17 protein-coding genes are annotated in these 23,954 nt (G+C 71.1%); 13 read left to right on the forward strand and 4 right to left on the reverse strand.

Annotated elements, in window-relative coordinates; translation table 11 throughout:
- Window positions 1-11: 11 nt before the first annotated feature.
- The gene (locus AWQ70_RS20880) at window positions 12-1,292 is read right to left on the reverse strand and encodes a DNA recombination protein RmuC (protein WP_084517521.1); all 1,281 of its coding nucleotides are present in this window, start codon (window positions 1,290-1,292) and stop codon (window positions 12-14) included.
- A 152-nt stretch (window positions 1,293-1,444) separates the two neighbouring features.
- On the opposite strand from AWQ70_RS20880, the gene AWQ70_RS20885 reads away from it, so the two are divergent.
- From AWQ70_RS20885 to AWQ70_RS20945, 13 genes are all read left to right on the forward strand, one after another.
- Window positions 1,445-2,188, forward strand: a complete 744-nt coding sequence (locus AWQ70_RS20885; RefSeq protein ID WP_157530215.1) for an LppU/SCO3897 family protein — start codon at window positions 1,445-1,447, stop codon at window positions 2,186-2,188.
- A gap of 11 nt (window positions 2,189-2,199) precedes the next feature.
- Window positions 2,200-3,288: a redox-regulated ATPase YchF gene (ychF, locus tag AWQ70_RS20890; protein WP_067178697.1), complete on the forward strand. Its 1,089-nt coding sequence runs from the start codon at window positions 2,200-2,202 to the stop codon at window positions 3,286-3,288.
- Window positions 3,289-3,512: 224 nt separating this feature from the next.
- Window positions 3,513-5,051 (forward strand): MFS transporter, encoded by a 1,539-nt coding sequence (locus AWQ70_RS20895; RefSeq protein WP_067178698.1) that lies wholly within the window; start codon window positions 3,513-3,515, stop codon window positions 5,049-5,051.
- 28 nt (window positions 5,052-5,079) lie between these two features.
- Window positions 5,080-5,667 carry a TetR/AcrR family transcriptional regulator gene (locus AWQ70_RS20900; protein WP_067178699.1) on the forward strand — a complete coding sequence of 196 codons (588 nt, stop codon included), beginning with the start codon at window positions 5,080-5,082 and terminating at the stop codon, window positions 5,665-5,667.
- A gap of 425 nt (window positions 5,668-6,092) precedes the next feature.
- Complete coding sequence (locus AWQ70_RS20905; protein WP_067178700.1) at window positions 6,093-7,100, forward strand: conjugal transfer protein; 1,008 nt, start codon at window positions 6,093-6,095, stop codon at window positions 7,098-7,100.
- Between the two features lie 55 nt (window positions 7,101-7,155).
- Window positions 7,156-7,428, forward strand: coding sequence for a hypothetical protein (locus AWQ70_RS20910; protein ID WP_245647082.1), 273 nt, complete (start codon window positions 7,156-7,158; stop codon window positions 7,426-7,428).
- A gap of 21 nt (window positions 7,429-7,449) precedes the next feature.
- Window positions 7,450-10,575: a conjugal transfer protein gene (locus AWQ70_RS20915; RefSeq protein ID WP_067178702.1), complete on the forward strand. Its 3,126-nt coding sequence runs from the start codon at window positions 7,450-7,452 to the stop codon at window positions 10,573-10,575.
- Between the two features lie 245 nt (window positions 10,576-10,820).
- Window positions 10,821-13,298, forward strand: a complete 2,478-nt coding sequence (locus AWQ70_RS20920; RefSeq protein ID WP_084517523.1) for an ATP-binding protein — start codon at window positions 10,821-10,823, stop codon at window positions 13,296-13,298.
- A gap of 8 nt (window positions 13,299-13,306) precedes the next feature.
- Window positions 13,307-15,643 (forward strand): type IV secretion system protein, encoded by a 2,337-nt coding sequence (locus AWQ70_RS20925; RefSeq protein WP_245647073.1) that lies wholly within the window; start codon window positions 13,307-13,309, stop codon window positions 15,641-15,643.
- Window positions 15,644-15,645: 2 nt separating this feature from the next.
- Window positions 15,646-16,293 (forward strand): hypothetical protein, encoded by a 648-nt coding sequence (locus AWQ70_RS20930; protein ID WP_067178705.1) that lies wholly within the window; start codon window positions 15,646-15,648, stop codon window positions 16,291-16,293.
- Window positions 16,293-17,378 (forward strand): C40 family peptidase, encoded by a 1,086-nt coding sequence (locus AWQ70_RS20935; protein WP_067178706.1) that lies wholly within the window; start codon window positions 16,293-16,295, stop codon window positions 17,376-17,378. The genes AWQ70_RS20930 and AWQ70_RS20935 overlap by 1 nt, the downstream gene beginning before the upstream one ends.
- A gap of 5 nt (window positions 17,379-17,383) precedes the next feature.
- Complete coding sequence (locus tag AWQ70_RS20940) at window positions 17,384-17,776, forward strand: (deoxy)nucleoside triphosphate pyrophosphohydrolase (RefSeq protein ID WP_067178707.1); 393 nt, start codon at window positions 17,384-17,386, stop codon at window positions 17,774-17,776.
- Window positions 17,777-17,848: 72 nt separating this feature from the next.
- A complete protein-coding gene (locus tag AWQ70_RS20945) occupies window positions 17,849-18,883 on the forward strand; it encodes a hypothetical protein (RefSeq protein ID WP_067178708.1) in 1,035 nt (344 codons plus the stop codon).
- Between the two features lie 181 nt (window positions 18,884-19,064).
- Here the strand turns inward: AWQ70_RS20945 and AWQ70_RS20950 are convergent, their stop codons facing one another.
- The 3 genes from AWQ70_RS20950 to sdhC are packed head-to-tail and all read right to left on the reverse strand — an operon-like array spanning window position 19,065 to window position 22,540.
- Window positions 19,065-19,820, reverse strand: a complete 756-nt coding sequence (locus tag AWQ70_RS20950) for a succinate dehydrogenase/fumarate reductase iron-sulfur subunit (protein ID WP_067178709.1) — start codon at window positions 19,818-19,820, stop codon at window positions 19,065-19,067.
- Window positions 19,820-21,727, reverse strand: a complete 1,908-nt coding sequence (locus tag AWQ70_RS20955; protein WP_067178714.1) for a fumarate reductase/succinate dehydrogenase flavoprotein subunit — start codon at window positions 21,725-21,727, stop codon at window positions 19,820-19,822. Before AWQ70_RS20955 ends, AWQ70_RS20950 begins: the two co-directional genes overlap by 1 nt.
- Window positions 21,728-21,739: 12 nt before the next feature.
- Window positions 21,740-22,540 (reverse strand): succinate dehydrogenase subunit SdhC, encoded by an 801-nt coding sequence (gene sdhC / locus AWQ70_RS20960; RefSeq protein WP_067178718.1) that lies wholly within the window; start codon window positions 22,538-22,540, stop codon window positions 21,740-21,742.
- Window positions 22,541-23,954: the final 1,414 nt, after the last annotated feature.

The following is a 23,954-nucleotide window of genomic DNA, read 5'->3' on the forward strand; positions in this document are numbered from 1 at the left end:
CGTGTCCCCCTTTACGACGAGTCTCGCGTCAACTTACCGTTCTGGACAGGGCCAGGAGAGGCGCTTACGCGCTCTTCGTCCCCCAATTCCGGAACGGCGGGCAGCCGGGGCTGCTCCTCGACGAGGGCCGGACCGCCGAGTGCGGTGTCCGTTATGCCGAGATCGTTCAGTTTTCGCGCGCTCACCAGCACCCGGCTCTCCAGCGAGCCGACCGTCCTGTTGTACGCGGTGACGGTCCTGGACAGGGCGCGCCCGAGGCCGTCGACGTGGCGGCTCAGGCCGCCGAGCCGGTCGTACAGCTCCTTGCCGAGGTCGAAGACGGCCCGCGCGTTCTCGCTGAGCGCGGTCTGCTGCCAGGCGTACTGCGCGGTGCGCAGCATCGTGATCAGCGTGGTCGGGGTGGCGATGTGCACCCGCCTGTGCATCGCGTACTCCAGCAGTCCGGGGTCGCGTTCGAGCGCCGGGGCGAGGAACGCCTCGCCGGGGATGAACAGGACCATGAACTCCGGCGCGGGGCTGAACGCCTGCCAGTACGTCTTGGCGGCCAGCCGGTCCACGTGCTCGCGCAGGTGGCGGGCGTGGGCGTCGAGCCGGGCCGAGGCGAGGTCGGGGTCGTTCGCCTCCGCCGCCTCCAGGTACGCGGCGAGCGAGACCTTGGAGTCGACGATGACGTTCTTGCCTCCGCTGAGCCGCACGACCATGTCGGGGCGGACGAGACCGTCCGGGGTCATCGCGCTGACCTGCTCGTCGAAGTCGCAGAAACGGGCCATCCCGGCGATCTCCGCCACCCTGCGGAGCTGCAGCTCACCCCACCGGCCCCGCGCCTCCGGGCGTTGCAGCGCGCGGACCAGCGCCGTCGTCTGGCTCCTGAGCTGCTCGGAGCTCTGCCGTACGAACTCCATCTGTTTGCCCAGCTCGGCGCGGGCGGCGCGGGCGCCGAGCTCGCTCTCGCGTAGCTGGTTCTCGACCTTCGCGAGCGTCTCCCTGAGCGGCCCGACCAGGTTCTCCACGGCCTGCCTGCGCTGGTCGAGGTCGCCGGTCGCCTCCGCCCGTGTCGTGTTCAGCCGGTTCTCGGCGAGTTCGAGGAAGCGCAGGTTGTTGACGTCGAGTGCGCGGGCGCTGAGCGCCTGGAACCGTTCCGCGAGCTGGCCCTCGACGTACGCGACCTTGTCCTCGGCCGCTCGCCTCCCGGCCTCGGCTTCGGCGATTCTGGTCCGTGCCAGCAGGAACCCGATCAGGAGCCCCACGGCGAGACCTACGGCGAGCTGGAGGACGAGCGCCACGACATCCACGGTTCGGGATGATCCCAGGCAATCCGGTGCCGGAGGGGGAGGCGCGCTGGCGCCGGCTCCCCCGAAGCCGCCGGAGTTCCCTGTCAGGACGCCGTTCCGTACACCGTCGCGTTCGGCTTGTGCGATCGGCGGCGATCGCCCAGAGTCGTCATGTGACTACGTACGGCTTGCGCCCCCAGATGGCCGGGATCACGGCCGGGGTGGTGATCGCGCTCGTCGTGGGGGTCGGCGCGGTCATCGCCTCGGGCCGGGAGACCGCCCCCGAGACCGGAGACGTGCCGCTGTCCTGGACCGAAGGCGCCTGTGTGCGGCGGACCGGCCCCAGGGTCGGGCTGGTGCTGTGCGAGCAGGCCACCGGCCGGGTCAGCGCGATCACCGCGACCCCGCCCCGCTGCCCCGACGACACCGACGAGTTCGTCTCCCTCGGCTCGGGCCGTACGGCCTGCGTCCGGAACACGGGCGGCGACCACCCCGGGGACGCGGGGAACGGCGGCGGCGTGCTGCGGACGGGTGACTGCGTGGCGGTCCGGGGAGGCGAGCGGCCCTGCGCGGACGGGGACTGGTACGGCCGGGTGACGGGCGTCGCCGAGTCGGCCCGGCGGTGCCCGCTCGGGACGGTCGAGGCGCTTCCCCTGAAAGGGGGGGAGGTGGCGTGCCTCGGCAAGGACGGGCGGGTGGTCACGGCGGGCGACTGCGTCGAGCGCCCGGAGCTGCCCACATCCACCCGGCTGCTGGTCAAGGTCGCGTGCGCGTCCGAGCGGGCGTGGGCGAGGGTCACCGGCCGGGTGGAGTCGCCGACCAGGTGCGCGGAGGGATCCGACCGCTACCTCCGATCCCTGCGCGGGACCGAGGTGATCTGCCTGTCTGGTGTCGGAGCAACCCGCTCAGGCCCGTAAACTCGGCCTACGTGAGCCTGAGCATCGGCATCGTCGGCCTGCCCAACGTCGGCAAGTCCACCCTCTTCAACGCGCTGACCAAGAGCGGCAACGCCCTGGCGGCGAACTACCCCTTCGCCACGATCGAGCCCAACGTGGGCATCGTCGGCGTGCCCGACCCGCGGCTGGCCAAGCTGGCCGAGATCTACGGCTCGGCGCGCATCCTGCCGGCGAAGGTCGAGTTCGTCGACATCGCCGGTCTCGTCAAGGGGGCGTCCGAGGGGCAGGGCCGGGGCAACCAGTTCCTCGCCAACATCCGTGAGACCGACGCGATCTGCCAGGTGATCCGGGTGTTCTCCGACCCCGACGTCACACACGTGGACGGCGACGTCGCCCCCGAGCGCGACATCGAGACGATCAACACCGAGCTGATCCTCGCCGACCTGCAGACCATCGAGAAGGCGCTGCCCCGCCTCCAGAAGGAGGCCAGGACCAACAAGGACCGCAAGGCCCAGCTCGACGCGGTCGAGGCCGCGGCCAAGCTGCTGGACTCCGGCACCACCCTGTACGCGGGGGCCAAGGCGGCGGGGATCGACGTCGCCGAGCTGCGCGAGCTGCACCTGCTCACCGCCAAGCCGTTCCTGTACGTCTTCAACCTCGACGCCGACGAGCTGGTGGACGAGGAGCTGCGGGCGCGGTTGTCGGCTCTCGTCGCCCCGGCCGAGGCCGTCTTCCTGGACGCCAAGATCGAGTCCGAGCTGGTCGAGCTGCCGGACGAGGAGGCCCTCGAACTGCTCCAGTCGGTCGGCCAGGAGGAGTCCGGGCTGGCCCAGCTCGCCCGCGTCGGCTTCGAGACGCTCGGGCTGCAGACCTATCTGACCGCCGGGCCGAAGGAGACCCGCGCCTGGACGATCCGCAAGGGCGCCACCGCCCCCGAGGCCGCCGGCGTGATCCACACCGACTTCCAGCGCGGCTTCATCAAGGCCGAGGTCATCTCGTTCGACGAGCTGCTCGAGGCCGGGTCGATGACGGCCGCCCGCGCCGGAGGCAAGGCCAGGATCGAGGGCAAGGACTACATCATGCGCGACGGCGACGTGGTCGAGTTCAGGTTCAACGTCTGAGCCCCTGGTCAGACAGAGGAGCGCCGCCGAAAATCCCGCTGAGACCGACCTGGTCTCAGCGGGATTTCGCGTCTCTGCGGGCGTGTCACGGCGGTCGTGCGCCGCGACCGGCGGCGTCGCGGACGCCCTCCATGCCGAAGTGGGTGGCGCTGCTCTCGCTCGTCATTCTTGAACCATCGTACTACTTGTACTAGCGTTCAAGTAATGTCGAGAAGGAGGCGCACATGGTGGCTGCTGGCGGCCGGCGGGCCGGCGTGCGCGAGTGGACTGGCTTGGGCTTGCTCGCGTTGCCGACGGCGCTGCTTGGACTGGACGTGACCGTGCTCTACCTGGTCCTGCCGAGCATGGCTGAGGCACTTGACCCATCCGCGACGCAGACCCTATGGATCATGGACGCCTACGGGTTCTTCATCGCCGGGTTCCTCGTCACCATGGGCACCCTGGGCGACAGGATCGGCAGACGTCGGCTGCTGATGCTCGGGATGGGGGCGTTCGCGGCAGTATCGGTCTTCTCAGCCTTCGCACCCAGTGCCGAGCTGCTGATCATCGCGCGAGCACTGCTCGGAATCGCTGGGGCGACACTGATGCCCTCAACCTTGTCGCTGATCTCGAACATGTTCAGCGACACGCGCCAGCGCGCCCTCGCCATCGGCGTATGGGCCACGATGTTCGCGCTCGGGATGGCCGCCGGGCCAATTGCCGGCGGCATCCTTGTCGATGCCTTCTGGTGGGGCGCGGCCTTCCTGCTCGCGGTGCCGATCGCCGTCGCGGTGCTCGCGGGATCGAAATTCGTGCTGCCCGAGTACTCCGACCCGCAGGCGGGCCGTCTCGATCTGATCAGTGTCGTGTTGTCGTTGGCGGCGCTCCTGCCTGCCATCTACGTGGTCAAGCTCGCCGCTTCGCGTGGTGTCGACGTGACATCCATCGTCCTGCTCGTCGTCGGCGTGGTCGCGGGCGTCGTGTTCGTGCGACGGCAGCGCGGGCTCGCTTCCCCGCTGCTCGATGTCTCCCTGTTCGCCGATCGGGCGTTCTCCGCCGCGCTCGGCGTGCTCCTGGTCGGGCTGATCGGCGTGGGCGGGGCCATGTATCTGGTGACCCAGTACCTCCAGACGGTCGAGGAACTGACCCCCTTCACGGCGGGGTTGTGGATGGGGCCGCCTGCCCTGGCGATGTTCGCCGCCTCTATCGGGTCACCCTTGGTGGCCAGGCGTTCGCGGCCCGGTGTGGTGATGGCGGCCACGCTCACGCTGTCCGTGACGGGGTACGTGCTCCTGGCTACGGCCGGAGCGGGCGCGGTCCTCCACGTCGTGGCGGGGTTCGCTCTCGTGTACCTCGGTCTCGGCGCGATCGCCGCGCTGGGAACGGACATCGTGGTCGGGGCCGCCCCGGCGTCGAAGTCGGGTTCGGCGGCGGCGATGTCCGAGACCGTTCAAGAACTCGGCATCGCCATTGGCGTGGCGCTGCTGGGAAGTCTGACCGGGGCCGTCTACAGCAGTCGCGTCGCCTCGCCTCCGGACACCTCGCCGGACGTCGCCTGGCAGCTTAAGGACAGCCTGTCCGGCGCGCTCTCCGTCGCTGACCAGGTTCCTGCCGAGACGATCAACGCGGCGAAGGAGGCCTTCACCAACGGGATGAACATCGCCTCGGCGGTGGCAGGTGCCGCGATCCTCATCGCCGCGATCCTCTGCGTGATCGCGCTGCGCCACCTGCATCCACTCGCGGAGGACCACGGTGCGCACGCGGACGAACATGCGCATTGTTGACTACCCTGGATCTCTGATGGGAGGTGGCATGAGCGAGGCGAACGAACCGGTCGACGGACGACGAGCCAGAGGCAACAAGCGCCGCGCCGAGATCATCGATGCCACCCTCGCCGTCGTGCAGCGGGACGGCGCCGCGGGCGTCACGCATCGCACCGTTGCCAAGCAAGCCGGCATCACCACCAGCCTGAGCACGTACTACTTCGCGACTCTCGATGACCTTCTTGTCGCGGCCTTGTCCACCGTGGCCGATGACTACACGAAGCGGATCCAGGACATCGTCGACGGCCCCGGCGACAAGCTCCGGGGCCTGGCTGAGCTGATCGTCGAGTCCGGGGGTTCGGGCCGCGAGCGTGCTCTCGCCGAACGGGAACTCGCCACGCTCGCGGCCCGCCGCCCCGCTCTGGCCGCCGTGGCACGCCGCTGGCGGGAGAACGTCGCCGAACTCGCGGCGACCCTCACCGGCGACCGCACCGCCCAGGCGGCGCTGGTCGCGGCATCCGACGGCTTGTGCACCGCGATCCTCATCGACAATGCCCCCGCCGACCTCAACTACGTCTACGACGTCCTGGACCAGGCGATCCGATCGTCGCGGGGACCACGCGGCCGTTCCGCGTGACCGTCGCTGCTCGCCGCCGCGCTCGGCCGCGAGCTGCCGGGTCCGCTGCCGCTGCGCCGCCGTGTGCTGGTGCGCCTGGCGATGGGTTCGCCTCGCTGCGCGTTGTGCTCGTCCAGGTGCGGGGTCGCCGCCCGATCGCCGACCCGCCACGTCTCTGAACTGCGAGGACAGCAATACGTGGCGGTTAGGTAATCGATGATGCCGCTGGCCAGGCGTAACGTGCTTTCCCGGCGTGACGGTCGGTCATGGGGCGTGGAACCGGGATGAGACCCGGTTTGCTCGGTTGCGGCGATGCTTGCACCATGGGCGTGGCTTTCCTGGAAGAATTGGCCCGACCGCTAGGGTGAAAACTTCAATGCGGCTAACCGGATCGAGAGTAAGACGACACCGCGCCAGCCCGGGGGATCGGCGCGAGCGGAGGCGTGATGGCTCGCAGGTCAACCGTCCAGCCGGATCCTCGGATCGCTGGCGACCCCGAGTCGTACCCTCCGCAGGGCCCTGAACGCGTGGCGGACACGCACGGGAACGCCCGGCGGCGCGGGGGTTGGAGCGGCGGCGGGGGCCGCTGGCTCGTCTGGACCGGCCGCGCCGTCCTGTGGGCGTTGATCATCGTGATCGTCGTCAACGGGGTGCGGGCGCCGCTCGAACGGATCACCCAGGGTGACACGACGGCCGGGGCGACACCCGAGCCGAGCGATTCCGGATTTCCCGTGACGCAAGCCGCGGCATTTGCCAATCAGTTCGCGGCGGTCTATCTGAATTTCGACGCGTCTAATCCGCAACAAAGAGCGGAGCGGTTGAAGCCATTTCTCCCCGAAGGCGCCCAGGAGCAGTTCGGCTGGAATGGGTACGGCCGGATGTCGGCTGGCGCGTTCCAGTTCACCGGAATAAATGTGCGCGACGCCGGCAACGCGGTCGTCACCGTGACATATCAGGCGGGCAGCAGGCGCGGGCTCCTGTCAGTGCCGGTCTACTACGACGGGTCGAAGTTCGTCGTGTCCGAGCGGCCGGGGCTGCTGCCGGACTCCGGTCCGGCAGGGCTGCCGGCCGTGGCCGACCCCGACCGGGACTCCGCCACCGAGTCCGAGCTGCGTCCCCAGCTCGAGGGCTTCTTCAAGGCGTACGCCGCGGGCGACCAGGTGGACCTGCAGCGGTACGTCGCGAACGGCGTGACCATCGAGGGCTTCGACGGGGCGCTCACGCTCGCCCAGCTCAAGGACGTCGTCGTCCCCGCCGGCGGGGAGAGCACCCGGGAGGTCACCGCCGTCGTCGTCTGGGCCGTGTCCACGGGCGGGGGCTCCGCCACCCCGCGTACGGACGATCCCGCGACCCAGCCGGCCGGGCTCGAGCAGGCCTACCGGCTCACCGTGGAGAAGCAGGGCGGCAAATGGTTCGTCGAGGCGGTCCAGGGCGCGAGCCGCCCCATGGGGTAGCGCATGACCGAACACGACGCCGCTGATCCATACCCCAGGAGGCCGTGAATTGATTCTGAAGACCATCGTGGAGATCGCGTTCGATCCAACGGCTCCACCTGTCACGGGGATCAACACCGAGGGCCTGGCGGAGTTCCTGCGCAAGTTCTTCGCGCCGCTCTTCCTGGTCGTCGTATCCGTCGTGGCGATCTTCTTTCTCTTCACTCGAGAGATCACCAGGTTCATGCAGTTCATCCTTCTGGCGATCGCGATCGGCGTGATCTTCTACGTGCCCAACATCATCGAGGTGACGGCGAAGGCGATCGCGGGGGCGCTCGGCATCAAGTGATCAGGCAGAGAGGAGGATCGGGTGGATCTGCCCACGTATACCAATATTTGGCGAATTGAGAAGCGGCTCTACAAGCTGTACGACCTGAAGCTGCCGACACCGCTTCCCATCGTCTGGATCGGTGTGTTCGTGGGCGTCGCCGTCCCCTGGTGGCTGTTCCTCCGGATCGTCGGGCTCCCGTTCGACGCGCCGTGGCACGTGGTCTATCTGGTCCCGCCCGGGATCGTGACCTGGCTGTCGACCCGGCCGGTCATCGAGGGGAAACGGCTCACCGAGCTGATCCAGTCGCAGGTGCGCTACCTGGCCGAGCCGCGTACATGGTGCCGGATGGCGCCGGTCGACGAGCCGGACGAGGTCAGCCTCACCGTGCGGGTCTGGCGCTCCTCTCCGGCGCGCAGGGGCCGGTCCGCCGGACGGCAGCGCCGCGCCGCCGCCCCGACCGTCCAGCCCGCCGTGGCCCAGGCGGCCAAGGGAGCCGCCGCGGTCCCGGCCGTCGCCGAGCCGCTCCCCGCGCCTCCGCCCATGCCGCTGCCCCTGCCTGGCGCCGCGACCGGTGCGGCCTCGGCTTCGGGTACGGCCTCCGCTGCCACGCAGAAGGCGTCGCGGCCCGCTTCCGGCCGGAGGGGGAGGGCGGACACCGGTACCGGCCCCGCCAAGGCGGCCGGGGGCTCCTCGGGATCCGGAGCGCGAGGATCCGGGGGATCGAGGGGATCGAGGGGATCGCAGGGGCCCGCGGGATCCGCTCCCGGCAGCACGCTCCTCAGGAAGGACCGCGCCTCCGCGCGGGGGTCCTCCGGGACCGACCCCGGGTACGGCGAGACGGTGCCGCCGGCGCCGCCCATCGGTCCCGACGCCCTTCGCAAGCTCCGCAGGCTGGCCGCCTCGGCGCAGGACGGGGCGGGGGAGCGGCGGGTGCCGGAGCGGCCGGTGCTTCAGCCGGGCCTGCCCGCGCCCGGCACGCCGGCGCGGGACGACGAGCGCGGAGCCGTACCGGGAGGTGAGGACGCCCCCCGTCTCCCGCAGAAGGTCTGGTCCTCGCCCGAGACGCCCGGAGCCACGTCTGTCGAGTCCTCCGTCGGGACGCCCGAGGCCGCGCCCGGCTCCTCCGTCGGGACACCCGAGGTCACAGCCCGCGAATCCTCGCCCGAGTCGTCCGCGTCCGCGCCCGGCTCCTCCGTCGGGACACCCGTGGCCGCGCCCGGCGAATCCTCGGCCGAGACGTCCGAAGCGATGTCCGTCGAGTCCTCGACCGGGATGTCTCCGGCCATGTCTGTCGAGTCCGGCATGGGCGGCTCCGCCGTGTACGGCGGGGTGTCCCGTCTCGGCGCGGAGGCGGTCGAGGAAGCCATACCGGAGACGACCGATGCGGCCGGAGCCGACGCACCGGTCGGCATGGCCGGCGCCGACTCCGGAACGGCCGGTCCGACGGAGGCCGGGCACGCCGAACGCCGCGGGCACGAGCGGCCGAGGCACGCGCGGGCCGACGTGACGCCGGAGGAAGAGCGCGAGATCACGCACGACCGCCCCCGGCACGCCCGCCCGGACATGGCGCCGGAGGAGGCCGGAGAGCCCGCGTACGAGCCGATGACGCACGCCGACGCGGAACCGGCCTCCGGCGAGGTCAGCGGCGACGCGGATGTCGCGCCGCGGGCCGGAACGGTCGCGGAGCGGTCGAGCGGGCGCGTGGACGAGGCGCACCCGGTTGTCGAGCCATCGGCGCAGGGCCGGGTACGGCCCGAGGAGCGGCGCCTGCGGCCGGTCCGCGAGCCGGTCGCGGAAACTTCCGGGGACGACGGAACCGCCCGAGGGCACGACACCATCCGCGAAGGTGGAACCGCCTGGGGCGAGGTAACCGCCGAGGGCGAAGCCACCCGGCAAGGTGGAACGGCGTGGGGACACGGGACCGCCGACGAAGGTGGAACCGCCTGGGGCCAGGTAACCGCCGGGGAACACGAAACCACCGGGCGAAGCGGAAGCACGCGGCAAGGTGGAACGGCGTGGGGACACGGGACCGCCGAGGAGCGCGGGATCACCGGCGAAGGTGCGGCCGCCCGCGAGCATGGAACCGGCCGTGAAGACGGAACGCCGGAACCTGGAACCGCCGGTGACCTTGGGACCGGCGGGGAGGCTGGGACCGCGGAAGCAGTGGGAACCGCCGGCGGCCAGGTAGCCGCTGGGGAGACGGTCCACGAGTCGGTGGACGCGCCCGCGGTTCCCGTCTCGATCAGGACGGCGGCGCCGGGCGACGAGCCGAGGGTGCGCCGGGTCGAGTCGGTCGTCGGCCGGGACACCTCCGGCGGCTGGCGCAGGATCGCCCAGGTGGTCGTGGGCGGCGGCGGAGGCCGTACGGACGGGATGGAGATCGACGAGGCCCGGGCCCGCACGGTGCTCACGGGGAGCAGGCGGATCCTGGTCCTCGGCTGCACCGGCGGCGCGGGGCAGACGACGACGACCCTCATGCTCGGCCACACCTTCGCCAAATATCGCGACGACCGCGTCGTCGCGCTCGACGCGAGCACCGGCGAGCACACCCTCACCACCCGCATCGCGGCGGAGTCCCCCGAGACGCTGAGCTCCCTGCTCGCCGGGTCGGGAGGGGTGAGCGGCTATCTCGGGATGCGCGCGTACACGTCCCGGTGCGACTCGGGGCTGGAGGTCGTCGGCGCGGACTCCGAGGCCGGGGCCGCCCAGCGGCTGGAGAGCGGGTGGCCGCGGATGCTCGCCGCGCTGGACCGCCACTACCGGTTGATCGTGGTCGACCCGGCCGCGGCGCTGGCCGCGCGGCTGCTGCCGTACGCGGACCAACTCGTGCTGGTGGCGCCGGCCAGCGAGGACGCGCCCGACGCCGTGGCAATGACGTACGAGTGGCTGGACGGGCACGGCTGCTCCGACCTGCGCCGCCGGGCGGTCATGGTGGTCAACGGCGTGAGCAGGCGCAGCGCCTCCGACGTGGAGCAGGCCGAGGCGGTGGCCAGGGGACGCTGCCGGGCGATCGTCCGCATCCCCTGGGAGGACGAGCTCTCCCGTCTGGGGCCGGTCGATCCGGCCCGGCTCCGGCCGGGAGGCCGCAGGGCGTACGTGGCGCTCGCGGGAGTGATCGCGAGCGGCCTGGCGGCGAACCAGCACAAGCAGGAGGTGGCCAGGTGAGCGCGGAGCGAGCCGCGACTTGCGAGCGGAGTGGCCCGCGAGGGACGAGCGGTCCGCGTAGGGAGCGGGGAGCGGTGAGGGACCGATGAGTGTCGGGCGAGCCGCGACTTGCGAGCGGAGTGGCCCGCGAGGGACGAGCGGTCCGCGTAGGGAGCGGGGAGCGGTGAGGGACCGATGAGTGTCGGGCGAGCCGCGACTTGCGAGCGGAGCGGTGCGCTGGGGCGGCGAGGAGTGGTGAGCGACCAGTGAGCAGGACGCGCAGCCGTCTCGCGGTGCGGTACTTCGACGATCGTGTCCTTCTCACCGATACCGCGGCGTGGGCGTACTTCCGGCTTCCCACGGTGAGCTACGAGTTCATCACGCCGGAGGAGCGCGAGGCGCTGGCCACGAACATCACGATCGCCCTCGCGGCGATCAGGATGTCCGACGCCGAGGTCCACCTGCGGGTCGCGCACCGGACCTATCCGGCGGCGGAGTGGGCGATGGCCCTGAACGCCACATCCGACGAGGGGCCGGGCTGGCGCGACTACCTGGAGGAGATGTACCGGCACGTCTGGGCGAAGGACTTCTGGAGCAAGGAGATCTACCTCGGCGTACGGCTCGGCCGGCGAGGGGCCCAGCTCGGCAGCGGGGTGCTGGCCCAGCTCTTCGGCTTCTACCTGCGCAGCGAGAAGGCGCTCGGCATCGAGGACGACCACGTGCCCGAGCGGGAGATCGAGCGGTGGACGGAGCAGGCCGAGCGGCTCGGGCGCGCGCTCGCCTCCAGCTCCCTCTACGCGAGGCACGCCAGCTCCACCGAGATCGCCTGGTTGTTCCAGCATGCGGTGTCGGGCGCGCTGGGCGACCCGCCGCCGTCCGCCTCGCCGCGCCGCAGGTGGGGCAAGGGCGAGATCGAGTCCCTGGTCGAGGGGCAGATCCACAACGGACGTTCGCTGCTGCGGATCGAGCAGCCGACCGGCGACTCGTTCACCGCGCACCTGTCGTTCGCGCGGTTCCCCGACCTGATGCCGTTCCCCGACGGCGAGCCGTGGCTGCACTTCGCCGACCAGTTGCCGTTCCCGGTGGAGATCTCCAGCAGGATGCGGCTGATCCCGCCGGTCATGGCGAGCAAGGACGTGGCCAGGAAGCTGGCGCACGCCCGCGACATGGACATCCACATCCGCGAGGCGGGCGCCGAGGCCCCGCTCGCGCTGGCCGAGCAGATCGACGCGGCCCGGATGCTCGAACACGGCATCACCAAGGAACGGCTCCCCTTCGTGTACGGCTGGCACCGGCTGAGCGTGAGCGCGCCCACGGAGGAGATCTGCGTCCAGCGGGTCGAGGCGATCGTCGAGCACTACCGCGATCTCGGCATCGACGTGGTGAACTCCACCGGCGACCAGTTCTCGCTGTTCTGCGAGGCTCTGCCCGGAGAGAGGGTGCGGGTCAACGCGTACGCGCAGCGGCAGCCGCTGCGCACGATCGCGGGCGGGATGGCGACGGCGACGGTCGAGCTCGGCGACCGGGTGGACGAGTCGGGCGCGGGCTGGCTCGGCCCGTACGTGGGGGAGACGCTGGGGCGGGCGCGCAGCATCGTCCACTTCGACCCGCTGGTCGCGGCGACCCGGAACCGTCCGACGGCCATCGCGATCACCGGAGAGCCGGGCGGCGGAAAGACGACGCTGGCCCTGCTGCTCATCTACCAGATGGCGCTGCGCGGGGTCACGGTCGCGGTCATCGACCCGAAGGGCGACGCCGAGTCGCTGGTGCGGCTGCTGGAGGACCGGGGCCGCCGGGCGCGGATCATCCCGCTCGGGTCGGCGGCGCCCGGCCTGCTCGACCCGTTCTCGTTCGGCGACGACATCGCGGCCAAGAAGACGATGGCGACGGAGACGCTCCGGCTGCTGCTGCCGCGCATGTCGGAGGAGCGCGAGTCGGCGATGATCCAGGCGGTGGCGGCGGTCTCCAACCAGCCGGATCCGTCGCTGGGCAAGGTCGTCGACCATCTGGAGCAGTCCGAGGACCCGGCGTCCAAGAACCTCGGGGCCGTGCTGCGTTCGATGTCGGAGATGCACCTGGCGCAGCTCTGCTTCGACCCCTCCGGCGGAGACCAGATCGACACCGAGGGCTGGACGACCGTGTTCACCCTGGGCGGGCTGACCCTGCCCGACGTGGCGACGGCCCGGGATGACTACTCCTACGAGCAGCGGCTCTCGGTGGCCCTGCTGTACCTGGTCTCGCAGTTCGCCCGGCGGCTGATGAACGGCCTGGACCGGCGTACGCCGAAGGCCATCTTCCTGGACGAGGCGTGGGCGATCACCTCCACGCCGGAGGGGGCCAAGCTGGTGCCGGAGGTGTCGCGGATGGGCCGATCCCGCAACACGGCACTCGTCCTGGTCTCCCAGAACGCCGGTGACCTGCTGAGCGAGCAGGTCACCAACTGTCTCTCGTCGGTGTTCGCGTTCCGCTCCACAGAGCGGGTGGAGGTCGAGCACGTGATGGAACTCCTCGGGGTCGATCCATCAGAGGAACACAAGGCGGTGCTGCGGTCCCTGGGTAACGGGGAGTGCGTCTTCCGGGATCTGGACGGCCGGGCGGGGCGGATCGGGGTGGACCTCATCTCCGAGGACCTGCTCCGATGGCTCGACACGAATCCGACCCACGACAAACCGCACGAGAAAAGGCATGATCTTCTTGGCGGGGGCGCCGGCAAACAGGGGGTCGCGCAGGAGGTGCGGTCTTGAGAACGCGGGTGAACGGTCGCGCTCGCTCCGGTCGTCGGCGCAGGCTCGCCCTGCTCCTCGTGGTGTTCGCGGCGTTCCTGACGCTGCCCTTGGTACTGTCCAGCACCGCCAGCGCGGCGGGTGTGTGCGACCTGTCGCCCGCCCTCGCGCCCGAGATCGTGGACGGCGGTGTGGACGGCCTGGTCAAGCCGCCCCCGCCGGACGGCGGCGACACCGGCGCGGCGACCGGCGCCGCCGCCGAAGCGGGCGCGGAGGCCACCAGCACGACCGGCGGCACGACCGGCGGCACGGGCGCCGCCTCCGCCGCCGAGCAGGCGCCGCTCACCAACTACGCCCGGTACGGCATGGCCGGCCAGTTCTGGCACACGTACGACCTGGGCTGCTCGGACGTGACCGCGGTGCTCGGCAACTCCTGGGCGAACGCGATCTTCTCCTGGGCCAAGGCGATCGACCGGCTGACGATCAGCACCTACCAGGCGGCGGCCTCCGAGGGGCCCATCCAGCCCATCAAGGACGTGGTGGACGACATCGTCACCAACCTCGCCAACGCCATGTACTGGCCGTACCTGCGGCCGATCGTCATCCTCGGCGCGATCTGGCTCGCCTGGTACGGGCTCATCCGCAAGAGGGCGACGACGACCACCGAGGGCGTCATCTGGATGGTCCTCGCGGTGACCGTGGCGGTGTGGTTCTTCAGCCGTCCGGGGGACTTCACCGGGCTCGGCAAGGTCGTCACCGACAAGACGGGCGAGGTCGTCAACTCGGCGTTCTCCGGGCTGCCGGGGGCGGGAGGCGCGTCCTGCCTGCCCGCCGACGGCGGCGACGGGGAGGCCAAAGCCGGCGGGTACGCCCAGCCGGGCACCCCGGGGGTGGACCAGAACGCCGACGCGCTCTGGTCCACTCTTGTCTGCAAGCCCTGGCTGATGGGGGCGTTCGGCACCGCCGACCCGAACGCGCCGGTCGTGAAGACGTTCGGCGCCAAGCTGCTCGACTTCCAGGCGATCGACCGCGCGGAGCAGGCCGCCCAGCAGATGCCGAACACCGACGCCCACCAGAAGCGCTACGAGGAGGAGATCGCCAAGCCGCTGCAGAACACGTCGATGTACTTCCTCTTCCAGGGGAAGGACTGGACCGGCAGGCTCGGCATCGCGATCGGCGCGTTCGTCGCGGCCATGGTCGCGGGCCTGCTCATCTTCCTGGTGGCGGTCTCCCTGCTGGCGCTCAAGATCGGCTTCCTGCTGCTGCTGATCCTCGGGCCGGTGTTCCTGCTGATCGGCGTCCATCCCGGGTCGGGACGCATCATCGCGATGCGGTGGGTGGAGATGGTGGTCGGCACGCTGCTGCGCCAGGCCGTGCTGGCGCTGGTGCTCGGCGTGCTCGTGTACGGCTACTCGCTGATCATCTCGACGAGCCTGCCGTGGAGCATGCAGATCCTGTTCATGGCGCTGCTGACGATCGCGGTGTTCTTCTATCGGCGGCCGTTCCAGCACCTGTTCGCGTCGATGGACGGCCACACCCTCACCACGCGGATGCTCGGGGACGCGGCGAGCGCGCCGACCCTCTCCCGTGCCGCGAACGCGTTGCCGCCCGTGGCGGCGGGCCGGGTCGGGCGGTGGGGCCTACGCAAGGCCGAGCCGGTCATCGGCGCGGCCGCGATGGCGAGCGGCGCCGGTACGGCGGCCGCAGTGGCGGCCTCCTCCGTGGCCCAGGGCAGGGTGCGCGGCGAGGACGGCGCGGCCGGGACGATCCCGGCCGGCGTCCGGGCCGCGGCGCAGCCGGCGCCCCTGGAGACCGACGCGCCCGGCCCGGGACGCCGCAAGGTCACCGCGGTCCCGCGCCAGGGGTCGGCCCCGCCGCTCAACCTGTCCGGCGTACGGCCGGCCACGCCCACACGCGCGTCCTCGGGCGCGGGGGCGGCCTTCTCCGCGGGCTCCGGATCGTCGGGCTCGGGCGGGTCCGGTGGTGGCGGCGGCTGGTTCAGCGGCCGGTCCGGCGGTTGGGCCTCACGCCCCTCCCGTAGCGGCTCCGGCGGCTCGGGGGGCTCGGGCGGCGGTGGCGGCCGCAGGTCGGTGTGGTCGGGATCGTCGGGCGGCTCGTCCTCGCGCGGCGGCTCCGGCGGGTCGAACCGTTCCGGCGGGTCGAGCCGTACGAACGGCTCGCGGTCCGGCTCCGGCGGCCGGTCGTCGGGAGGCGGCATCTTCGGCGGCGGCTCCGGCGGGTCCGGCGGCTCGCGCACCTCCGACGCGCCCCCGCTGTGGCTGTCCAGCCGCGGCGACACCCGGCGCGACCCCGGTGACGCGCCCGGCCCCTTCTGGGCGCAGCCCTCCGGCTCCGACAAGGAATGACCATGAAGGGAAGGGACGGCCGGCGGGGGCTGGCCTTCGCCGGTGTCGTGGTCGTCCTGGCCGTCGTCGGCGTCTATCTCACGTCGGCCGGGTCGTCGGGCGACGACGACGCGTCCCGGCAGCGGCCGAGCGCGGCGGAACCGACCGGGACGCGGGCGCCCGGAGCGGTCCCGACCGTGATCCCCAGCCAGGTCGCCACCACGCCCGCGGCCTTCGACATCTACTCCTACCTCCCGCTGTCGAAGGCCGAGCTGGGGGCGGCGGCCGACCTCGCCCGCCGGTTCACCGAGTCGTACGGGACCTTCCGGCACGACGAGGACCCGGCGCTGTTCGCGAAGCGGCTCGCCGGGTTCGCCACGGCCGAGTTCGGCGCGGACCTGACCCGGACGACGACCTCGCCCGCGCTGGTGAACCACAACCGGTCGGACGCGGTCGTGTCGCGCGGCACCGCGACCGTGCGCTCCATCCGCGACATGACGGCCAACATGGTCACGCTGGTGGTCGGCTCGGTGCGGCACGTCACCGCGAAGAGCGGCGAGAAGGAGCAGCGTGACGAGTTCGCGGTGACGGTCGTCAAGGTCGGCTCCGACTGGAGGGTGTACGACCTGCAGCCCGCGGACGCCGGCCAGGACGGGGACACGTCGCCGTGATGCCGCCCAGGGCCCTGGCGGGGAGGTTCTCCTGGCGCGGGCTGGCCATCGCCCTCGCGGTGCTCGTCCCGTTCACGCTGTTCGGGGCGATCATGCTGATGACGCCCACGCCGTCCATCCTGATGGGCGGCGGCCTCGGCGGCGCGGACTGCGCGGAGGCCGCCACGGAGACCGGCCTGTCCGAGACGGCGCGCGAGGACATCCCCACCGACTATCTGGAGCTGTACAAGAAGTTCGGCGCCCAGATCGGCGTCCAGTGGAACGTGCTGGCCGCGGTGGGCAAGCGGGAGACCGACCACGGCAGGTCCAAGCTCCCCGGCGTGAAGGACGGCACCAACTACGCGGGCGCGGCCGGCCCGATGCAGTTCCTGATCAGCACCTGGGGCGGCAAGCCCAGGATCAAGATGGGCGACGAGTTCAACGGGTACGCCTCGGACGGCGACGGCGACGGGTACGGCGACGTCTACAACCCGGCGGACGCCATCCTCGCCGCGGCCAAGATGCTCAAGCGCAACGGCGCGCCCGACGACCTCAGGCGGGCCATCTTCGTCTACAACCGGGCGGACTGGTACGTGGATCAGGTCCTCGCCATCGCCCAGCGGTACGCGGCCACCGGCGGCATCGACACCCCCGACCCCGCCTGCGACACCGCGGACGCGCCGAACGGCGTCGTGCAGAAGATCCTCGAGTACGCGCTGGCACAGCGCGGCAAGCCGTACCGGTGGGGTGGGACGGGGCCGGACGCCTTCGACTGCTCCGGCATCATCTACATGGCCTACCGCAACGCGGGCCTGACGATCCCGCGCACGACCTTCGGCCAGTGGCCCTTCGGCGTACGCGTCGAGCCGGGCAGCGAGCAGCCGGGCGACCTGGTGTTCTTCAACGCGGGGCCGGGCACCGGGCCGGACCGGCCGGGGCACGTCGGCATGATCGTCTCACCGGGGAAGATGATCGAAGCCCGTTGCACCAGATGCGGCCCCATCAAAGTCACGACATATGCCGATCGGGGGAGTCTGGTGGGCTTCACCCGTCCGCTCCAGAACGCGGATGTGCTGGAGCAATTGAAAAGCGCCGCTCTAACGTAAGGACCATGGACACCATCGTCGTGGGGGCAGCGATCATCGAGAACGGCCGGCTCCTTGCCGCCCAGCGGGCCGACCCGCCCGAGCTGAAGGGCGGATGGGAGTTCCCCGGCGGCAAGGTCGACCCCGGTGAGAGCGACCACGACGCCCTGGTCCGCGAATGCGCCGAGGAGCTCGGCGTGAAGGTCGCGATCGGGCGCAGGGTCGGCGGCGAATGGCCCCTGTCCAGCGGCTCCGTGCTGCGGGTATGGCTCGCCACCATCGTGTCGGGCACGCCCGAGCCCCTGGAGCACCTGGCCCTGCGGTGGCTCGGGCCGGAGGAGCTCTACGAGGTCCCGTGGCTTCCCGGCGACCTGCCGATCGTGGGCGCGGTCCGAAGAATGCTCAATGGTTCTTCATGAGATGTCTTTACTGTTCCTTTTGCCTAAGTAGAATTCCGCTTTAGTTAAAGCGGGATGGCGACGGAGGCGGCAGTGAGCGGGAACGCACGACTGAGGGCCGCCTTCTCCGCCCTGATCGTCACGATTTCGGTGCTGGTCGCCGTTCCCGTCATCGCCGCCGCGGCGGACGACAAGGTCGAGCCGTGTGACGTCGGCCAGACCTGTCCGCCCGAGGTCACGGTGACGATCACCGAGACGCCCGGCGCCCCCGCCCCGAGCCAGACCGGCAGCCCGGTGGTGACGGAGACGGTCACCGTCACGCCGACGCCGAGCACGAGCCCCAGCCCCAGTCACTCGCCCACCCCCTCGCCCGAGCCGAACCCGATCGAGACCACGACCGCCGCGCCGATCCCCGACGTCGTCGACACGACGCCCGATCCGGAGCCGTCGAAGGAAGAGGAGCCGGACGTCTCGCTGCCGGAGGCGTCCGACAGCCCGACCGACGCGGTCACGGCGCCGACCGAGTTCGGCGACCCGACCCCGGACGACGCCGCGTACGAGCTGCGCAACGCCACCCCGGAGTTCGACCAGGTCACGCTGAGCCACAAGCTGGCCGTCCCGGCCGCGCTGCTCGTGCTGATCGCCCTGTTCGGCTGGCTCGTCTTCGAGGGCAGGCTGCGGCGGATGGCGCACGCGGCGGCCGTGCGCAAGGGCGGCCCGGCGGCCGCGACGCCCGCCGTGGCCGCGGCGGGGCCGGCGTACGCGCCGATGGTCGGCTTCGTGCCCGTCCCGGTGGCGTACCCGCCGGCGTACGGCTACCCGTACGCGGGGGAGCAGCCGTACGGGTACCCGCAGGGCTATCCGATGGCGCCCCAGCAGGGCTACCCGCCGCACCACGGGTACCCGGCCCAGCAGGCGTACGGGATGCCGCAGGGGTACGGCATGGCGCCGGGGTACGGCGTCGCGCCGCAGGCCCAGCAGCCGGACGCCTGGAGCTACGCGGTCAACGAGCCGGACCCGGCGGCCCGCCCGCAGACCCCGCAGGCCCCGGGGAACGCGGCTCCCGGCACGACCGGCGTCGACGCGACCGCGCCGTACCCCACGCAGGGCCCCGGACAGCCCGGCTGACCGTCCCCTCCAGAGGCGGGGGAGGAGCCGCGGCCGCTTCGGCCGGGAAACGGCGGGGGCGAAAGGGAACGGCCGCCCGCGCTGGACGCACGGACGGCCGTCTACGGTGATCGGCCCCGGAGGCCGCGACCGTGCCCGGCGCAGGCCCCGCCGTGGCGGAGCCTGTGCCGGAGGCCCCGGCTCAGCCGCCGGAACGCTTGAAGATCTTGTTGCCCAGCCAGACCAGGGGGTCGTACTTCCGGTCGACCACGCGCTCCTTCATCGGGATCAGCGCGTTGTCGGTGATCTTGATGTGCTCGGGGCAGACCTCGGTGCAGCACTTGGTGATGTTGCAGTAGCCGAGGCCGTGCTCGTTCTGCGCGGAGTCCTTGCGGTCGGCCACGTCGTACGGGTGCATGTCCAGCTCGGCGATCCGCATGAGGAAGCGCGGGCCCGCGAAGGCCGGCTTGTTCTCGTCATGGTCGCGGATGACGTGGCAGACGTTGTTGCACATGAAGCACTCGATGCACTTGCGGAACTCCTGGGACCGCTCGACATCGATCTGCTGCATCCGGTACTCGCCCGGCTTGACGTCCTTCGGCGGCGTGAATGACGGGATCTCGCGCGCCTTCTGGTAGTTGAACGAGACGTCGGTCACCAGGTCCTTGATGACGGGGAAGGTCCGCATCGGGGTGACCGTGATGGTCTCGGTCTCCTCGAAGGTGGACATCCGGGTCATGCAACCGAGCCGCGGCTTGCCGTTGATCTCCATCGAGCAGGAGCCGCACTTGCCCGCCTTGCAGTTCCAGCGGACCGCGAGATCGGGAGCCTGCGTCGCCTGCAACCGGTGGATGACGTCGAGGACGACCTCGCCCTCGTTCACCTCGACGGTGAAGTCCTCCAGGCGGCCCTCGCCGCCCTCCCCGCGCCAGACGCGGAACTTGGCCTTGTATCCCATCACGCCTCCTTGACCGCACCGTCGACGGCGTCGTACTCCGCCAGCTCGTCCTCGGTGAGGTACTTGCTGAGCTCCGGCCGGTCGAACAGGACCAGCAGGTCGGCGCGCATCGACGGCTGGATCTTCTCCTCGACGCTCACCGTCGCGCCGTCCGGGGTCGCGGAGCAGACCAGGAGCCTGCGCCGCCACTCGGGCGACATCTTCGGGTAGTCGTCCCTGGTGTGCCCGCCCCGGCTCTCCTCGCGCAGGAGCGCCGCCCGCGCGACGCACTCGCTGACGAGCAGCATGTTGCGCAGGTCGAGGGCCAGATGCCAGCCGGGGTTGTAGATCCGGCCGCCCGGGGACGCGGTGTTCTTCGACCGCTCCTTGAGCTTCTCGACGGCCTCCAGCGCCTCGGAGACCTCCTCGGCCTTGCGGATGATGCCGACGAGCTCGTTCATCGTTCGCTGCAGCTCGTGGTGGACCTCGTACGGGTTCTCGCCGCCCGACCGCTCGAGCGGCGCGAGCGCCTCGTCCCGGGCGTCCCGGATCGACTCCTCGGACGCCGCGGGCCGCTTCGCCAGGCCGTTCACGTACGCGGCGGCGCCGGCGCCGGCCCGGCGGCCGAAGACCAGCAGGTCGGACAGCGAGTTGCCGCCCAGGCGGTTGGAGCCGTGCATGCCGCCGGACACCTCGCCGGCCGCGAACAGGCCGGGCACGGACGCGGCGCCGGTGTCGGCGTCCACCTCCACGCCGCCCATGATGTAGTGGCACGTCGGGCCGACCTGCATGGGCTCCCTGGTGATGTCGACGTCCGCCAGCTCCTTGAACTGGTGGTGCATCGACGGCAGCCGCTTGACGATCTCGGCGGCGGGCAGCCGCGTCGAGACGTCGAGGAAGACGCCGCCCTGGGGCGAGCCGCGGCCCGCCTTCACCTCGGCGTTGATGGCCCTGGCCACCTCGTCACGCGGCAGCAGCTCCGGAGGGCGGCGGTTGTTCGCCTGGTCGGTGTACCAGCGGTCGGCCTCCTCCTCCGTCGTGGCGTACTTGTCCTTGAACACGTCCGGCACGTAGTCGAACATGAAGCGCCGGCCCTCGGAGTTGCGCAGCACGCCGCCGTCTCCGCGTACGGACTCGGTGACGAGGATGCCGCGCACCGACGGCGGCCAAACCATGCCGGTCGGGTGGAACTGGATGAACTCCATGTTGATCAACTCGGCGCCCGCGAGGAGCGCCAGCGCGTGGCCGTCGCCCGTGTACTCCCAGGAGTTGGACGTGACGACGTAGGACTTGCCGATGCCGCCGGTGGCCAGCACCACGGCCGGGGCGTCGAAGAGGACGAACTTCCCGGTCTCCCGCCAGTAGCCGAAGGCGCCCGCGATGGCGCCGCCTTCCTTGAGCAGCCGGGTGACCGTGCACTCGGCGAAGACCTTGATGTACGCCTCGGGGTCGCCGTGCAGCTTCTCGTCCTCCTGCTGGAGCGCGACGACGCGCTGCTGCAGGGTGCGGATGAGCTCGAGGCCGGTGCGGTCGCCGACGTGCGCGAGACGGGGGTACTCGTGGCCGCCGAAGTTCCGCTGGCTGATCTTGCCGTCCTTGGTGCGGTCGAACAGCGCGCCCCACGCCTCCAGCTCCCAGACGCGGTCCGGGGCCTCCTTGGCGTGCAGCTCGGCCATCCGCCAGTTGTTCAGGAACTTGCCCCCGCGCATGGTGTCGCGGAAGTGCACCATCCAGTTGTCGTCGGGGTTGACGTTCCCCATCGCGGCCGCCGCGCCGCCCTCGGCCATGACGGTGTGCGCCTTGCCGAAGAGCGACTTGCAGACGATCGCCGTGCGCTTGCCCTGCTGCCGCGCCTCGATCGCCGCGCGGAGACCGGCGCCTCCCGCGCCGATGACGACGACGTCGTATTCGTGACGCTCGATTTCCACTGTGATCCCTCGTTATGCGAACGGGAAGTTGATGATGCCCTTGGCGACCAGCCGGACGTAGAGGTCGGCGATCATGACCGAGAACATCGACGCCCAGGCGAATTGCTGGTGCTTGGCGTTGAGTTTCGACACGAACGTCCACGCCTTGTACCTGATCGGGTGCTTCGAGAAGTGGTTCAGGCGGCCCGCCGTGATGTGCCGGCAGGAATGGCAGCCGAAGGTGTAGGCGAGAATCAGGATCGCGTTGACCACGAGAATGATCGTGCCGAGACCCACATGTCCCCAGTTGCCGTCTTTATCCCGGAACGCGAGAACCGCGTCATAAGTGAGGATCAGGCCGATGATGGCCGCGAAGTAGAAGAAGTAGCGGTGGATGTTCTGGATGATCAGCGGCAGACGTGTCTCACCGGTGTACTTGCCGTGCGGCTCGGCCACCGAGCACGCGGGAGGCGACAGCCAGAACGAGCGGTAGTAGGACTTGCGGTAGTAGTAGCAGGTGAGCCGGAAGCCTCCGGGCAGTCCCAGGATCAGCAGCCCGGGAGGCAGGGTGTACCAGTCCCCGAAGGGCGCCAGGCCGAACAGCCGCGCCCCTTCGGGGCACGAGGTCGCCAGGCAGGGGGAGGCGAAGGGCGCGATGTACTGCCCCGCCAGATAGCTCTGGTCGAAGATCGCCCAGAAGCCGTAAACAAGGAATGCCATCAGTCCGGTGAATGTCAGCGCCGGCGCCAGCCACCATCGGTCGGTGCGCAGAGTGCGTACCTTGATCTGGGCGCGTTGCTTTCTGGCCGGGTTTTCGGCCGTTGTCTGGGTCATCGGAGACCTCTCCACCTTCCGCGGTGCCCTTTCCTGTACGCCGAGGGGGACCGCGTTCATTCGTGTCGCGCCGGCCGATGCGCCACGTGGTGTATCAACGCCGTGTAACAACGCCGACGCCTGTTGGTGGGGCATACGTTACGACGCTGACAGGGCAAAATGTGAGAAGGATCACCCCCTATTTCGGCAAGAGAGTGTGATTGTCGTCACGTCCCTCGGGTGCTCCGGCGCTATTCCCCCTCGTGTCCGGTTTTGTCGTGCGCTCTGGAAGACTTGCCCGTGACCGAAGGGGAGGTCGAGGCCGCAGTGAGCGGGGAGAACCGGTTCGCCGCCGGTGTCGAGCGGGGTGGGCCGCGACTCGCGCGGCTGACCGTCGCCGTGGTTTTCGCGGGTTTCGCCTCCGTGTACGTCCTGGCCGCGGGCGGCGTGGCGGCGGCGCTTCTGCCGGTCGCGATCCTCGTGCTCCAGCTCGCCCACGTCGTTCCGAGGTTGCGGCGGCTGCGCGGCCCGGCGCCGCTCGCCGCGCAGGGCGTCCTCGCGGTGGCGGCGGTGCTCGGCTGCGGCATGTCCGTCGGCGTACTCGGTTTCCTGGCGGGCTCGCTGCTGCTGGTCTCCGCGTGGCCCGCGGCGGTCCTCGTCGTGGCCGGGGCGGCCCTCGTGCAGGCCGCGCGCTCGGCGGACGCGCTCGCGGTGATCGACTCCACCATCACCGTGCTGCTCGCCGCCCTCGTGATCTACGGCCTGACCCGGATGGCCGAGCGGGTGGACGACGTCGCCGCCGCCCGGCTCGGGCTCGCGATGGCGGCCGTCGCCGAGGAGCGGCTCCGGATCGCCACGGAGCTGAACGAGGGGATCGGGAGGGGCCTCGACGCGGTCGAACGCGGCGCGCGCCGGGCGATCGAGCCCGCGGAGAACTCCCCAGAGGCCGTGGCGCGGATCATCGGGGACGTGGCCGCCACGGCCCGGCGCTGCCTGGCGGACGCCCGCTCGGCCGCGGCGGACTACCGGGCGTTGTCGCTCGCTCCGGAGGTGGCGACCGCGCGGGCGCTGCTGTCGGCCGCGGGCGTCGAGACGGAGGTGCGGATCGGCCACACCGAGCCGCTCGGCTCGGCCGGCACGCTGCTCGCGACCGTGCTCCGCGACGCCGTCACCGACGTCGTACGGCACGGCACCGCGCGGCACTGCCTGATCGAGACCGTCCACCGGGACGGCATGGTGCGGCTGCGCGTGACCAATGACGGCGTGCGCACGGCCGGCGCGGGCGTCGAGGGGCTGGACGACGTCGTCGAGCGCATGGCGGCCGCGTCGGGAGACCTGCGCGCCGGGCTCGACCCCGACGGCCGGTTCACTGTGGAGGCGGCCGTCCCGGCCACGCCGCCCGCCCCACCGCCGCCGGACACCGCGTACGGCCTGT

The organism is Microtetraspora niveoalba (assembly GCF_001570405.1).
GTDB lineage: Bacteria > Actinomycetota > Actinomycetes > Streptosporangiales > Streptosporangiaceae > Microtetraspora > Microtetraspora niveoalba.

Bases quoted from the DNA above. Each gene is read 5' to 3' on its own strand.
- AWQ70_RS20895 (WP_067178698.1), top strand. From the start codon at position 3,513: ATGGTGGCTGCTGGCGGCCGGCGGGCCGGCGTGCGCGAGTGGACTGGC.
- AWQ70_RS20900 (WP_067178699.1), top strand. From the start codon at position 5,080: ATGAGCGAGGCGAACGAACCGGTCGACGGACGACGAGCCAGAGGCAAC.
- AWQ70_RS20905 (WP_067178700.1), top strand. From the start codon at position 6,093: ATGGCTCGCAGGTCAACCGTCCAGCCGGATCCTCGGATCGCTGGCGAC.
- AWQ70_RS20930 (WP_067178705.1), top strand. From the start codon at position 15,646: ATGAAGGGAAGGGACGGCCGGCGGGGGCTGGCCTTCGCCGGTGTCGTG.
- AWQ70_RS20935 (WP_067178706.1), top strand. From the start codon at position 16,293: ATGCCGCCCAGGGCCCTGGCGGGGAGGTTCTCCTGGCGCGGGCTGGCC.
- AWQ70_RS20940 (WP_067178707.1), top strand. From the start codon at position 17,384: ATGGACACCATCGTCGTGGGGGCAGCGATCATCGAGAACGGCCGGCTC.
- AWQ70_RS20950 (WP_067178709.1), bottom strand. From the start codon at position 19,820: ATGGGATACAAGGCCAAGTTCCGCGTCTGGCGCGGGGAGGGCGGCGAG.
- sdhC (WP_067178718.1), bottom strand. From the start codon at position 22,540: ATGACCCAGACAACGGCCGAAAACCCGGCCAGAAAGCAACGCGCCCAG.